Origin of the sequence: Nostocoides sp. F2B08 (genome assembly GCF_009184895.1) — a bacterium.
GTDB lineage: Bacteria > Actinomycetota > Actinomycetes > Actinomycetales > Dermatophilaceae > F2B08.
In genome coordinates, this window is the sequence record NZ_WESE01000001.1 from 299,567 (window position 1) to 313,673 (window position 14,107).

Consider the following 14,107-nt stretch of genomic DNA (forward strand, 5'->3'; position numbering starts at 1 on the left):
GTCAAGATCGGACCGATATAAAAGTAAACACAGATCCCCACAGGCGTGGATCACGGCGAAAGGAGCCCCCGTGACCCGGACAGCGACAGCGACAACACCGGAACGCACGGAACGCACGTCGGCCCGCGTGCACGTACAGAAGTTCGGAACCTTCCTCTCCAACATGGTGATGCCCAACATCGGGGCCTTCATCGCGTGGGGATTCATCACGGCCCTCTTCATCGAGAACGGATGGCTGAACCGCGGCGGCAACGGCGGCCTGGCGGAGAACAGCTGGGTCGCCCAGATCGGCGGCTGGGGAGACCACGCCGGCGCCGGCATCGTCGGCCCGATGATCACCTACCTGCTTCCTCTCCTCATCGGGTACACCGGCGGCAAGATGCTCTACGACGTCCGTGGCGGCGTGGTCGGTGCGATCGCCACCATGGGCGTGATCGCCGGCACCGACATCCCCATGTTCATGGGAGCGATGATCATGGGCCCGCTCGGCGGCTGGTCGATGAAGAAGATCGACGCCATCTGGGACGGGAAGATCCGGCCCGGATTCGAGATGCTCGTCAACAACTTCGCGGCCGGAGGCTGGGGCGCGGCGCTCGCCACGATCGGGTTCTTCGTGATCAGCCCGATCGTCTCCGCCATCGCGGATGCCGCCGGGCGGACGGTCGAGTGGTTGATCGTCGCAGGACTGCTGCCGCTCACATCCATCTTCATCGAACCGGCCAAGGTGCTCTTCCTCAACAACGCCATCAACCATGGCGTCCTGACCCCGCTCGGCACCAGACAGTCGCTGGAGGACGGTCAGTCGGTCCTGTTCCTGCTGGAGGCCAACCCTGGTCCCGGCCTGGGTCTGCTGCTCGCTTACATGTTCTTCGGTCGGGGCTTGGCGCGGGCCAGCGCCCCGGGCGCGGCGCTCATCCACTTCTTCGGGGGTATCCACGAGATCTACTTCCCGTACGTTTTGGCCAAGCCCCGGCTCATCGTCGCCGTGATCCTCGGCGGAATGACCGGCGTCTTCACGAACGTCTTCTTCGACTCGGGCCTTCGGGCACCGGCCGCGCCCGGCTCCATCATCGCGGTCCTGCTCCAGACCCCGGGCGGTAGCTTCGTCGGCGTCGTCCTCTCGGTCGTGCTCGCTGCCACGGTGACCCTCGTCGTCGCAGGGTTCCTGCTCAGGCTGGACAAGTCCGACGACGACGGCGACCTCACCGCGGCGACCGCCTCGATGGAGGCACTGAAGGGGAAGACGTCGATCGCCTCGTCGGCGCTGGCCGGCGCCGGCGCGACAAGCGGCCACGGCCCCATCACGCACATCGTCTTCGCGTGCGACGCCGGGATGGGCTCATCGGCGATGGGGGCGTCCGTCCTGCGCAAGAAGATCCAGGACGCAGGTTTCGACGACGTGTCCGTCGTGAACAAGGCCATCTCGGACCTGCATGACGACTACGACCTCGTCGTGACGCACCAGGATCTCCTGCCCCGTGCCAAACAGCGGACCGACTCCGCGATCCATGTCGCCGTCGACAACTTCATGGGCAGCCCTCGCTACGACGAGATCGTCGAGCTCCTGCAGCGGTCGAACGTCGTCGTCCCGGTCGGCTCGGCACACGCGGCCGGCACACCCGACCGTGCGTCCGACCGCACCACCTCGGTCTCGCCGTCCACGCTTCTGGCCGACGATGCCATCCGACTCCGGGGCAGCGCGCACGCGATGGACGACGCCATCACCGAGGCCGGCGACCTCCTGGTCGCCACGGGCGCCGTCGACGCCTCGTACGTCGCGGCCATGCACGAGCGGGAGAAGTCGGTGTCCACTCACATGGGCAGCGGCCTGGCCATCCCCCACGGCACCAACGAGGCCAAGTCGTCGATCCGACACTCGGCGATGAGTTTCGTCCGGTACGAGGAGCCGATCGACTGGAAGGGCAAGCCGACCCGGTTCGTGATCGGGATCGCCGGCCAGGGCGATGACCACCTCCAGCTCCTCCAGCAGATAGCCCATGTGTTCCTGGACGCGGACAAGGTGGCCCGGCTCGAGGGTGCGCGGTCCACGGCCGAGGTCCGCGACATCCTCGAGGGATCCGCGGTCTGAGCGCACAGAGCGAGGCGCGGGTGTCGTCCCGGCACCCGCGCTTCGCCGTGCGCGCCGGTCGGGTCGCACCAGTGGCCGTTCGGTGCGCAAGTTCTCCTCGCCGCTCTCCCCCTGCCGGGGTGCTCGGTCTGGCTAAGGTTGGGCCATGGGTCAGAAGTCCGGCCCCCGGGCCGGGGGCCGGATCCAGGGGAAACAGGGGGATAGTCCGGTGAAGCTCGACGGGACGGATCGGGAGATCCTCAAGATCCTGCAGCAGGACGGACGCACGTCGAACACCGAGATCGCGCGCCGGCTGGGGATGACCGAGACCACGATCCGCAAACGGATCGCGTCCATGCGCGCCAACGAGTACTTCGAGATCGTCGCGGTTCCCACACCCCAGGTCGCCGGCTACAACCTCTCCGCGATCATCGGCCTCTCAGTGCGGCTTCCGCACATCAGGGAGGCCAGTGAGGTGCTGAGCAGCCAGCGCGAGGTCCGCTATCTCGGAGTGGCCACCGGTCGCTTCGACCTCATCGTCGAGGCCTTCTTCCTGGACAACGACCATCTGCTGTCCTTCACGACCGACGTGCTCGGCTCCCTGCCGGGGATCATCGACGTCGAGACCTCCCTCATCCTGCGGATCGAGAAGTTCTCCTACGAGTGGGAGGTCTGAGCCTCCGCGCGATCTCAGGGAGCGGGCCGAGGGAGACGGGTGAGTCGACGCAGACGGGTGGGCCGATATCGAACGCCGATCACGAGAGCCCCCGGACCGTGTGGTCCGGGGGCTCTCGTGATCTTGACGCGATTGGTAGCGGGGGCAGGATTTGAACCTGCGACCTCCGGGTTATGAGCCCGGCGAGCTACCGAGCTGCTCCACCCCGCGTCGGTTCCTCTACCTTACGTCAGGACCGGAGCGGCTCCAAATCCGTGCTACGGCGCCTCGCTCTCCTCGGGTGCCGGAGCGGCGGTCGACCCGTCGGTCGGCGTAGGGGTCGGAACCGGCACGTCGTTCGGTGACGCGGCGACGGCCCGGGCGATCGCCTCCCGCAGCCGGTCCTGTGCCTCTCCGTATGCGGTGAAGTCGCCGGCGCGAAGAGCCGCCTGAGCGTCGGCGTAGGCCCGCTGGATATCCGCGAGAGCCTGGCCGAGTGCCTCGAAGTCGGCCTCACGGGGCTCCTCCGGCTCGGTGGGGGCGTCGGGATCCGTGGGAGTGTCGGGATCCGTCGTCACGTCGGAGTCACCGGCGCTGGCACCGGCATCGCCGCCGAACAGTCCATCGAGGGCCTGATCGAGCGTGGTGCCCCACGCGACCTCTTTGCCGAACACGGCGATCGTCGCCTTGTTCTGCGGGAAGGCTCCGCCCTCTCTCGACGACTGGACGTACATCGGCTGCACATACAGCAGGCCGCCGCCGACCGGCAGGGTCAGGAGGTTGCCGAAGGTCAGCTCGCGCCCGCTCTGCCGGTTCTGGGCGATGAACTGGCTGAGGTTGAGCTGCTCCGACGGGTCCTGGGACCGCTCGGTCGAGACCTCGATCTGGTTCTGGACCTGTCCGGGACCGTCCACGGCGGAGGCTCTCGGGAGTTCGAGCAGCCGCAGGGTTCCATAGGACTCGGCCTTCTGCCCCGCCACGTTGCCGGCGTCCGCGTCTGCTGCGAGGAAGCCTCGCAGGATCTCCCGACCGGAACCCGTAGGTATGAAGGTCGTGGTGAGCGAGAAGGACGGACTGTCCTGACCGGGCATGGCGAGCGACTGGTAGTAGGTCGGCTGGTCCTGGCTCGCCATCGTCGGGTCGGCGGGCACGGCCCAGAAGTCCTGACCGGTGTAGTACGACTCAGGGTCGGTCACGTGGTACCTCGACAGCATCATCCGCTGGATCTTGAGCAGGTCCTGGGGATAGCGCACGTGGGACATCAGGTCGGCCGACATCTCGGAGAGCGGGGTGAGCGCGCCCGGGAAGGTCTCGGACCACGCCTGGAGCAGTGGGTCCTCGGTGTCCCACGCGTATAGGGTGACCGTTCCGTCGTAGGCGTCGACGGTCGCCTTGACCGAGTTGCGAACGTAGTTGATGCGGCCGGTTCCGGCCGTGATGATGTTCGACCGCTCGGTGACCGAGTCGGACGTCGCCGTCCGCAGGTCGGTCAGGCGGCTGTACGGGTAGCTCGCCGTCATGGTGTAGGCGTCGACGATCCACTTGATCCGACCATCCACGACGGCCGGGTACACGTTGCCGTCCAAGGTGAGCCACGGAGCGACCCGCTCCACACGCTCGACGGGGGTCCGGTGGTCGAGGATCTTCGACTCCGAGTTGACGAACTCCGACAGCAGGAAGTTCAGCTCGCGGTACTTGAGCGCATAGGCAGCCTTCCGAGCGAAGCTGCCGACGGGCACTCCGCCCTCGCCCGTGTAGGTGTACGTGCGGTTGCCACCCGCCTCGTCGTCGTCGGGGATGTCGAACTCGCGCGGGTTGGCGCCCTCGACATCGCCGACGACCGAGTAGATCGGGGAGTTCTCACCGAAGTAGATGCGCGGTTGGAAGTCGCCCGCCGCGGTACTGTCGCTCAGACCGCCCGAGAAGAAGATCGGGTCACCCTCTTGGGTCTTCCGGTTTCCGTAGGCGGCGACGAAGCCGTAGCCGTGAGTGTAGTTCGTGTGGTCGTTGACCCAGTTGCGCTGAGACGCCGGAACTCCGTCGAGACTGATCTCCCGGACGGCGACGACCGCGTCCGCGGACTCGCCGTCGATCGCATAGCGGTCGACGTCGAGCACCTCGGGGAAGGCGTAGTAGGGCCGTAGGCTCTCGAACTGACGGAAGGTCGGAGAGACGACACTGGGGTCGATGAGCCGGATGCCTGGAATGACCTCGGCGTCCTGCCGGAGCTGCCCGGCCTCGACGTCGATGGTCGCCTGGTAGGTCGTGCGCTCGATGTCGTCGATGCCATAGGCGGCCCGCGTGGCGTCCAGGTTGCGCTGGATGTACTGCGACTCCAGCGCGCGCTCCGACGGCCGGACGCGCAGGGACTGCACGAGCGCGGGGTAGATGCCACCGGCGACGATCGAGGTGACGGTGAGGAGTGCGACTCCGACGATCGGGATGCGCCAGGACCGGGTCCAGATGGCTGCGAGGAACATGCCGGCGCACATCACTGCGGCGACGGCGAGGATCGCCTTCGTAGGGAGGACCGCGTTCGCGTCCGTGTAGGTGATGCCCGTGATGAGCTCGCCCTCACGGGTGGTGAGCGAGTACCTGTCCAGCCAGTACACCGCACCGCGGACCAGGGCGAGGAGAGCGCCGAGGACACCCACATGGATGAAGGCGGTCCGAGTCGAGGGTCCTCGGCCCGGAAGCTGGATCCCGCCATAGATGTAGTGGGTGATGAGGGCGGCCACGAGGGCCAGCCCCAACGCCACGGTGACGAAGCTCAGGACGAACCTGAAGAAGGGCAGGTCGAAGACGTAGAAGCCGACATCGAGGTTGAACTGCGGATCGCGGGTGCCGAACTCCCCGCCGTTGCGCCACAGCATGTAGGTCTGCCACTGCGACGCAGCCGCCGACCCGGCGAGCAGGCCGAGGACTCCGGGAACCGCATACATCGACAGTCGCCGGACCGGCTCGATGGCCTGGCGGTACTGCTCGAGGACCTGCTGGGCCTGCGTGGTCGGGACATAGATGGGACGGGACCGATAGGCGATGACCATCGAGCCGGCCACGAGCCCCGCGACGAGGGCGAAGCCGATCACGAACAGCAGGACCCGCGTGAGCAGGATGGACGTGAACACGCCGCGGAAACCCACCGAGTCGAACCACAGCAGGTCGGTCCAGAGGCCGGCTGCCCACGTCACGAGGGTGATGATCACGGCGAGCGCGACGATCGTGATGGTCAGCGGGCTCCGACGCGGCTTCGTCGCTGTGGCGGGGCGCGGCCCGCGAGGGCCACGAGGTCCGCCCTCACCGCCGCCACCGCCACCGCCGCCGCCTCCCCCACCGCCGCCGAAGCGCGCTCCACCGCCGCCGGCGCCACCACCGGCGAGCGGTCCGAAGAGTGCGGAGATGTCGCGTATCGGATCCTGGGGCGCCGACCCGGGTCGCGGCCCGGTGGGCTCGGTCGGGTCGGGCCCGCCCTTCTCCGGGCGGTCGGCGTCGTCGCCGGTGTCGCCGTCGTCGGCAGGGCGGTTCATCCACGGGGGGTTACTCACGAAGGGCCTCACGCGTCGCTGCTGGTCGCCGGGGAACCTCCCCAGGGCGATCTGGTCTGCTTCGACAACTTACCTGCCTGTGCTGGGAGTTCCCGCCGGAGGGGCACCGGCCGCGGCGCCGTCATGTGATCGTGATGTTCGAGCCCGTCCGGCGGGGGCGAACAGCACCGTCCGTCTCTCATGCGGCACTCCCCGAGACCATGCATGATGGCTGCGTGAGCACCCCACCCGCCCCGCGTCCGGTCACCGATCCCCTCTCGATCGTCGCGCTCGAGACGGAACGGCACGTCGCCGGCGCCGGATGGGACCAGCCGGTGCGGCTCTTCGCCCTCGTCGAGACCTCGCACCTCCTGCGTCACGAACCCGGGTTCCTCGACGCGCTCGCACCGCACGACGTCGCCCCGGGGGCACTCACCGCGGTCGAGCAGGACGATCTCCCGGCATCCGGGCATCTCGAGTCGATGCTGGCCCAGGTCATGTGGCCGGACACCGTGGCGGGGGCGGCGATCGCCGTGGAGCGGATCGTCGTTCCCCCGACGGCGGAACGCAACCTTCCCCGCAACGCGGACGACGCGATCGCGACCCTGGCGAGTCACCCCGACCGCAAGGACGTCCGCCTCCTCGTGGCCGTCCTGCGAGACGGCTCCGCCACGTGTCTGCTGCGGCAGCGGGACCACGACCGCGACGATCGGGTCGCCCAGGGCGAGGACATCGCTCCGGGACTGGTCCACGGACTGCTCTCGACCTTCGCACCCGCGGCGGAGACGGACCCGGACTCAGCCGCAGACCCCGCCTGACATCCGGTGCCGGACCCGCGACTCAGCCGCAGCGGGGGAGGTCGGCGAGCTCACCGTCGGCGATGCCGTCGACCACCGTGAGCGCCTCCTCGAAGGACTCGACGGCGAACACCTCGATGTCGCCGGGCACGCCGTCGGTGAGGTCGTCGCAGTTGGCCCGGGGCGCGAGGAAGTAGTCCGAGCCCCCGTCGCGGGCGCCGATGACCTTCTGAAACACGCCTCCGATCGGGCCGACGTCGCCGTCCGCGGTGATCGTGCCGGTGCCGGCGATGTCCTGCCCACCGGTCAGCGACCCCTCGGTCAGCACGTCGTAGATCCCCAGCGCGAACATCATGCCCGCGGACGGTCCCCCGACCTCGCCGGCGGTGATCGTCACGTCCACATCCGAGTCGAACTCGCGGGAGAGGAAGATGCCGAGCACGGGTCGCCCTCCGGCGTCGATGGTCGGCGCCGCCACGGTGACCTCCTCGCCGTCGCGCAGGACCGTGACCGAGATCTCCTCACCCACTCCGACCCCGGCCACCTGCGCGCGGATCGCGTCGGCGCCGTCCGTCGCCACTCCCGCGACACGCGTGACGACGTCGCCCTCCTCGAGCCGGTCGACGAAAGCCGACTCGTCCGAGACGCCGGCGATAGTGACGGTCTCGCGCACCGCATACCCCAGCTCGCGCAGCGCAGCCGCAGCGGCTTCCTGCTGCGACCCGACCATCTCGGCCTCGTTCTCCTCCCGGATCTCGGTCCGGCTGACGCCGGGCGGAAAGACCTGGTCCAGCGGAAGGATCGTGGCGTCCGGGGACAGCCGGGCACTCACGTAGTCGACGATGCTCGTCTCGTTGCCGGGCCCGCCGCCCACCCGGACCGTCGTGAAGTTGAGCTCGCCGTCGGTCGGGAACGTGGGGGCTCCGTCGACCGCGATCAGCGGAGTCCCGTCGCCCACCTCGCCGAGTGTGTTCGAGATCGGCCCGGGTGTCATGACCGCGAAGGGCAGCGTGACCTGGGACAGCACGATTGCCAGGACCATGCCCGCCAGCCCGGCCAGCAGAACCATCGCGGCGCCGCACCCGAGTCGCTGCCGCTGGAGGCCGACTCCTCCGGTCATGGGAGTCCGACCCATTCGTCGGAGCCGTCGGTGAACGTCTGGTGCTTCCAGATGGGGACGGTGCTCTTGAGGTCGTCGATGAGATCGCGGGCAGCGGCGAACGCGGCGCCACGATGGGCGGACCCCGCCGCGAGGACGACGGCGAGCTCGCCCAGAGCCAGCCGCCCCGTCCGGTGCACGACGGCCAGCACGGTGTCGGGATGAGCATCGGCGACCCGGGCGCACGACTCCGCGAGCCGTTCGGAGGCAGACGGGTGGGCTGAGTAGTCCAGACCGGTCACCGTGCGGTCGCCGTCGTGGTCGCGCACGACCCCGGTGAAGGTCACCACCGCCCCGTGGTCGGCTCGTCCGACGGCGGCGACGACCTCGTCGAGTGAGAGCGGGACCTCGCGGATGTCGACCAGGGCGACTCGTGGGTGGGTCGGTGACACCGTGTTCTCCTTCGTCGTTCTCCCCTCTCGAGTAGGGCCGGCGGCCCATTATCCAGGGTGCACCGTCGCGGCTCTCGCCGTCCGTATGCGCCGAGCGGCTGGTCTCGACCCGGCGGCCGGCGCGTGCGAGGGTCGTGCGCCGACATCCCGGGTGAACGCACCGGCGACTCGCCGAGGTTCCGGAGGGCGGCAGGGGGACCGCCGTCGAGCGGTTCGCGACGCCGGCGCGGCCGTGGGGGACAATGGTCACGTGCCCGACGACATTGAGCCGCACCGCCCCGACGACGACGACCGGACCGACCAGCCTCAGGGCAAGGGATCGGAGGGCTCCGGCCTGCCCCCGGAGCTCGAGAAGATGTTCGAGAGCCTGACGGGAGGACCCGTCCCTCCGGAGATGGCCGGTCTCCTGAGCAACCTCGGCCTCGACCGGATGGACCCCGAGGTCATCCAGCAGGCGATGAGCCAGTTCCAGTCGATGATGGCCGGCGGAGGCGCCGGCATGTTCGGCGACCTCCTCGGCGGAGCCGCCGGTTCCGTCCCCGGCGGGGTGGACCAGAACGCCGCCCTCGCCGCCGCCCGAGCCGTCGTCACCGGGCCCGGCGACGCAGCACCGCGCGTCGGGTTCGGCCCCGGGGCCGGACACGCTGTCCAGGAGGTCGACGACACGGCCGCGCGCGCGGTCGCCGAGGCGGTTCGCATCGCCTCGCTGTGGGTCGACGAGGCGACGACCCTGCCACCGCATACGGCCTGGGCCCACGCGTGGACCCCGCTCGACTGGACCGAGGAGACCATGCCGCTCTGGACCGAGCTGGTCGGCCCGGTCGCCTCCGGCCTGTCTGCGGCGATGTCCCAGGCGTCGAGCAGCCAGCTGGACCGACTGACCGGAGGAGCCGGAGAGCTGCCCGCCGAGCTGCAGAACATGCTGCCGCCCGGGATGGACCCGGCGATGGTCATGGGTCAGGTCCAGGGCATGTTGGAGCGGATGAGTGCCGGCATGTTCTCGGCCCAGCTCGGACAGGCCATCGGCACGCTGAGCCGCGAGGTCCTCACCGGCAGCGACGTCGGGTTGCCCCTCGTCCCCGACGACCACGTGGTCCTGCTCCCCGCCGCGATCGACGAGCTCGCCTCCGGGCTCTCCGTCGATGTCGGCGAGGTGCGCCTGTACCTCGCCGTGCGCGAGGTGGCCCGGACCCGGCTCTTCGCGCAGGTTCCGTGGCTCGGTCCCCAGGTGCTGGCCGCGGTCCGCGACTACGCGGCCGACATCGCCTTCGACCTCGACGCGATAGAGAACCAGCTCCGCGACGTGGACCTGCAGGACCCCGGCGCGCTGCAGTCGGCGCTCAGCGGGTCCATGTTCGCGCCGACCCCCAGCCCCGCCCAGGCTCGCGCGCTCGACCGGCTCGAGACCTCGCTGGCGCTGATCGAGGGCTGGGTCGACGTCGTCGCCGAGGCGGCGACAGCCGCCACCCTCCCCCACGGCGCCGCCCTCGGAGAAGCCATCCGACGGCGGCGGGCCAGCGGGGGGCCCGCGGAGAAGGTCTTCCGCGGCCTCGTCGGGCTCGACCTGCGCCCGCGACGGCTCCGCGATGCGGCCAACCTCTTCCGCGCCATGGAGGACCGCCATGGCCGGGCCGCCCGTGACGACGTGTGGGAGCACCCGGACGTCGCGCCCCAGTCGAGCGACCTGGACGACCCGCTGGGCTACGTCGAACGGTTCGGCGCGCCCGAGTCCGACGACTTCGACGCCGAGCTAGCCAGACTTCTCGACCCCACCGCGGACGACGGATCCGCGGAGGCCCGGGACGGTGGCGGGCCGGACCACGGATCGGGTGACGACGGGTCGGGCGAGACCGGCCCGACCGAGGCCGACCGCCGCGACGGGTGAGTGACGAGCCGGCGCCCATGGAGCAGCGTCCACCCCGGCGCTCACCGGTCTGGCACGACGCCGTCCGCACGCTGAGCCGCTATGCACCCGAGGATCGCGACCAGGAGGGCCTGCGCACCGCATACCTCCGGGCACTCGAGGACGACACTGCGGTCTTCAAGACCGGCCCGCCCGTGCACCTGACGACCTCGTGTCTGGTCTTCGACCACACCCGGGAGCACGTACTGCTGACCCTCCACGCGAAGGCGCGGTCCTGGCTCCAGCTCGGCGGCCACATCGAGCCGGGCGACCCCGACCTGCTTGCGGCCGTCCACCGCGAGGTGCGCGAGGAGTCCGGTATCGACACCGTTCGGATCGCCCCGAGGCCGGCCGAGCTGCACCGCCACGGGCTCAGCGCCCGGTTCGGCCGCTGCAGCGAGCACCTCGACGTCCGCTTCGTCGGCTGGGCTCCTCCGGGGTCCGACGCAGCATGCAGCGCGGAGTCATTGGACCTGCGGTGGTGGCCCGTGGACACCCTTCCCCCCGGGACCGTGGGCGACCTTCCTCCCCTCATCGCCCGAGGTCAGAACGTCCTCCGCGACCTTCGGGGCGTCCCTTTCCACCAGGGTTGAGGTCGTTCGGCGGTGCGCATGGGGTGGATGTGAACTATGCGGCACGAGTGACGCATCGTACGGCGCGCCGCACGGGGATTGGGCAAGACGCGCACACGGCCTCGTTTATGGTCGTACGCAGCCCCTTCACGGCGCAGGCGGAACCCACGTCTGCAGCCGCAAGGGTTCGACCGAAGGAGAAGCCATGGCTGACGAGACCTACAAGGGCGAGTTCTACTGCGTCAAGTGCAAGGAGAAGAAGGAGGCCGAGGGCAAGGTCGTCGTCTCCGACAACGGCCGCCGCATGGCCAAGGGCAAGTGCCCCGACTGCGGCACCAACCTCAACCGGATTCTCGGCAAGGCCTGAGAACCGACCCGACACCCGGCTTCAACGGGTGTCCACCGGGCGGGCGGGACCATTCGGTCCCGCCCGCCCGGTCGTTGGAAGCGGCGGTCGTCGGACACGACGACACCGTGGACGCGGTCCACGTCACCGACGCCGAGTGGAGGATCAGGCCGCGATGTGGATCACGCAGGGTTGTGGATGACGCCCGGCACACCCGGTAGGGACGCGGTTGACTTCTCCGCATGCACCTCCCTGCGTCGGTCCGGCCGGCTCGCCCCCTGCTGGCCGGTCTGACGCCGCGGATCCAGACCGACGGGACCATCGCCCTCGGCACCGATCCGGTCCACGGAGTCGTCCTCACGGGCGCCGACGTCGCCGAGACCGCCAAGCTCTTCCGCCTCATCACCCGCCTCGCGACCCTGAGCGGGCCGACGCCCGCAGCGGCCTTGGCCGTCGCCGCCGACCTACCCGTCGATCGGGTTGTGGAGCTGTGCGACGCGCTCGACGGGGCCGGACTGACGACGCACCACCCCCTCGAGTCCATCGGCGTCGAGGCGGCCGCGTGGTCCGTCGCGCGCCGACGGGCAGGCGGGGAGTCCAGCCTCAGCGGACCGTCACCGTTGCCGCTGGCCCGACGCCGATCCGGCTCAAGGATCCTCGTCGACGGTCGGGGTCTCCTCGTCCAGGAGATCGCGCGCCTGCTGCGGTCCGCCGGGATCGGTGAGGTTCGAGCCGGCTGGTACGCCGCCTCGGCCGACGACCACGATCCGGACTCGGTCGACCCCGCACTCGCCATCTGCGTCGCGCCCCGGATGCCGTGGCAACGGTCCCGTGACTGGTCCCGTCGGGGGGTACGCCATCTTCCGGTCCTCACCCGACCCGGGTCGGTCGACGTCGGTCCCCTCGTCGTGCCCGGGACGGGCCCGTGCCTCGACTGCGTCGCGTTGTCCGACGCTGCGACGGCCGACACCGGGACGCCGACGGACCTCCTCGCGGACGGCCAGGGCGAGCCGGTCACGGTCGAGGACACTCTCGCCGCGGTGGCCGCGGGGACGGTGGCGATGCTCGCGCTGGGGGTGACCGACGCATACCCGCCGCCCACGGGGGTCCGCTGGCACACGGCACTCCCCCTACCCTCGATCGCGACGTCGCAATGGTCGATCCACCCACGGTGTCCGTCCTCGTGGCACCGCCCAAGGCTTGCTGTAGACGCGCCTGGCACCGCGAGCCATCCGGAGCGCTTCGTGCAGGGTGGGAGAATGGGCAGGTGACCGACCTCCCGTTCCGCGGCGTGACCCGCACGGCCAAGCTCGCGACCCTTCCGCTGGGCTTCGCCGGTCGCACTGCGTGGGCGGTGGGCAAGCGGGTCGGCGGCAAGCCGGCCGAGATGGTCGCCCTGGAGGTCCAGGCCCGCACCGCCGAGCAGCTCTTCTCCGTCCTCGGCGAGCTCAAGGGCGGGGCGATGAAGGTCGGCCAGGCGCTGTCGATCATGGAGGCGGCGCTCCCCGAGGAGATGGCCGCGCCGTATCGGGCCACCCTGACCAAACTTCAGGACGCTGCTCCCCCCATGCCGGCGGAGCGGGTTCACGCCATCCTCGCGGACCAGCTCGGACCCCGCTGGCGCACCGCCAAGTTCGCCGAGTTCGACGACACCCCTGCGGCGGCCGCCTCGATCGGTCAGGTGCACCGGGCGACTTGGCGGGACGGCCGCGAGGTCGCGGTCAAGATCCAGTACCCGGGCGTGTCGAAGGCGCTCATGAGTGACCTCAACCAGATGAGCCGGGTCGCCAAGCTCGCCGGGGGGCTGGTCCCGGGGATCGACATGGCACCGATCATGGCCGAGCTCAAGGAACGCATGTCGGAGGAGCTCGACTACTCCCTCGAGGCACACCACCAGAAGGCCTTCGCCCGCGCCTTCCGCGGCAACCCCCACATCCTCGTCCCGGACGTGCTCGCCCAGTCCGAGCGTGTGCTCGTGACCGAGTGGGTCGATGGCCGCCCCCTGGCCGACATCATCAAGGTCGGAACTCAGGAAGAGCGTGACCACGCCGCCCGCCTCTACCTCGAGTTCCTCCTCAGCGGGCCGGGCCGGGCGCGACTCCTGCACGCCGACCCGCACCCGGGCAACTACCGGATCACCTCGGACGGCCGGCTCGTCGTCTTCGACTTCGGCGCCGTGAACCGCTTGCCCGACGGCCTGCCGCCGGCCCTCGGCGAGATCCTGTCCCTCGCCATGCGCGAGGACGCGCCCGCGTTGGTCCGCCGGCTCAAGGAGGCCGGCTTCATCCGCGAGGGGATCTCGGTCGACCCCGAGCAGGTCGTGGGCTACCTCGCACCGTTCATCGAGCCGTTGCGAGAGCCGGAGTTCACCTTCACACGGGACTGGCTCCGCGGTGTCGGCGCTCGCATCAACGACCCCCGCAACCCGAACTGGATCGTCGGGACGAAGGTCAACCTTCCGCCCGAGTATCTGCTGATCCACCGCGTGTGGCTCGGCGGAATCGGCGTCCTCTGCCAGATCGGCGGGACGGTGCCCGGACGGTCGTTGGCAGAGAAGCACATCCCCGGAGCGGATTTCCCCGCCGTCGAGGCGGTCATGGGGAGCGACGACGGCGAGGACCTCATCTGACGGGCTCCCGGCGGATGCCGCACGGATCCGGACGCCAGAGCGTTTCGGTGAGTGCGCGCCGG

The 14,107-nt window shown here is 69.9% G+C and carries 11 protein-coding genes and 1 tRNA gene; 8 read left to right on the plus strand and 4 right to left on the minus strand.

The features are described 5' to 3' along the window. The first annotated feature begins 70 nt into the window (after positions 1-70). Together GA707_RS01355 and GA707_RS01360 are read left to right on the plus strand one after the other, a co-directional pair. On the plus strand, positions 71-2,089 hold the full coding sequence (locus GA707_RS01355) for a PTS mannitol transporter subunit IICBA (protein WP_226963452.1): 2,019 nt from the start codon (positions 71-73) through the stop codon (positions 2,087-2,089). A 145-nt stretch (positions 2,090-2,234) separates the two neighbouring features. Then, positions 2,235-2,744, plus strand: coding sequence for an Lrp/AsnC family transcriptional regulator (locus GA707_RS01360; RefSeq protein WP_152176620.1), 510 nt, complete (start codon positions 2,235-2,237; stop codon positions 2,742-2,744). A gap of 133 nt (positions 2,745-2,877) precedes the next feature. On the opposite strand, the gene GA707_RS01365 is transcribed toward GA707_RS01360, so the two are convergent. Further along, positions 2,878-2,954, minus strand: a tRNA-Met gene (locus tag GA707_RS01365). A 47-nt stretch (positions 2,955-3,001) separates the two neighbouring features. After that, positions 3,002-6,250, minus strand: coding sequence for a UPF0182 family protein (locus GA707_RS01370; RefSeq protein ID WP_152176621.1), 3,249 nt, complete (start codon positions 6,248-6,250; stop codon positions 3,002-3,004). A gap of 233 nt (positions 6,251-6,483) precedes the next feature. Between GA707_RS01370 and GA707_RS01375 the strand changes: the two genes are divergently transcribed. Beyond that, entirely contained in the window at positions 6,484-7,065 is a 582-nt protein-coding gene (locus GA707_RS01375) for a PPA1309 family protein (protein WP_370459967.1), read from the plus strand. A gap of 22 nt (positions 7,066-7,087) precedes the next feature. Here the strand turns inward: GA707_RS01375 and GA707_RS01380 are convergent, their stop codons facing one another. Both GA707_RS01380 and GA707_RS01385 read right to left on the minus strand, forming a co-directional pair. Further along, positions 7,088-8,164 (minus strand): PDZ domain-containing protein, encoded by a 1,077-nt coding sequence (locus GA707_RS01380; RefSeq protein WP_193315110.1) that lies wholly within the window; start codon positions 8,162-8,164, stop codon positions 7,088-7,090. Continuing rightward, the gene (locus GA707_RS01385; protein ID WP_152176624.1) at positions 8,161-8,595 is read right to left on the minus strand and encodes a molybdenum cofactor biosynthesis protein MoaE; all 435 of its coding nucleotides are present in this window, start codon (positions 8,593-8,595) and stop codon (positions 8,161-8,163) included. Before GA707_RS01385 ends, GA707_RS01380 begins: the two co-directional genes overlap by 4 nt. Before the next feature lie 250 nt (positions 8,596-8,845). Between GA707_RS01385 and GA707_RS01390 the strand changes: the two genes are divergently transcribed. From GA707_RS01390 to GA707_RS01405, 5 genes are all read left to right on the plus strand, one after another. Further along, a complete protein-coding gene (locus GA707_RS01390; RefSeq protein ID WP_226963453.1) occupies positions 8,846-10,480 on the plus strand; it encodes a zinc-dependent metalloprotease in 1,635 nt (544 codons plus the stop codon). A 17-nt stretch (positions 10,481-10,497) separates the two neighbouring features. Further along, on the plus strand, positions 10,498-11,091 hold the full coding sequence (locus GA707_RS01395; protein ID WP_152176625.1) for an NUDIX hydrolase: 594 nt from the start codon (positions 10,498-10,500) through the stop codon (positions 11,089-11,091). Positions 11,092-11,275: 184 nt separating this feature from the next. Then, positions 11,276-11,437 (plus strand): DUF5679 domain-containing protein, encoded by a 162-nt coding sequence (locus GA707_RS20665; RefSeq protein ID WP_193315111.1) that lies wholly within the window; start codon positions 11,276-11,278, stop codon positions 11,435-11,437. Positions 11,438-11,658: 221 nt separating this feature from the next. Continuing rightward, entirely contained in the window at positions 11,659-12,687 is a 1,029-nt protein-coding gene (locus tag GA707_RS01400) for a hypothetical protein (protein ID WP_152176626.1), read from the plus strand. After that, the gene (locus GA707_RS01405) at positions 12,684-14,045 is read left to right on the plus strand and encodes an AarF/ABC1/UbiB kinase family protein (RefSeq protein ID WP_152176627.1); all 1,362 of its coding nucleotides are present in this window, start codon (positions 12,684-12,686) and stop codon (positions 14,043-14,045) included. Before GA707_RS01400 ends, GA707_RS01405 begins: the two co-directional genes overlap by 4 nt. Positions 14,046-14,107 lie beyond the last annotated feature (62 nt).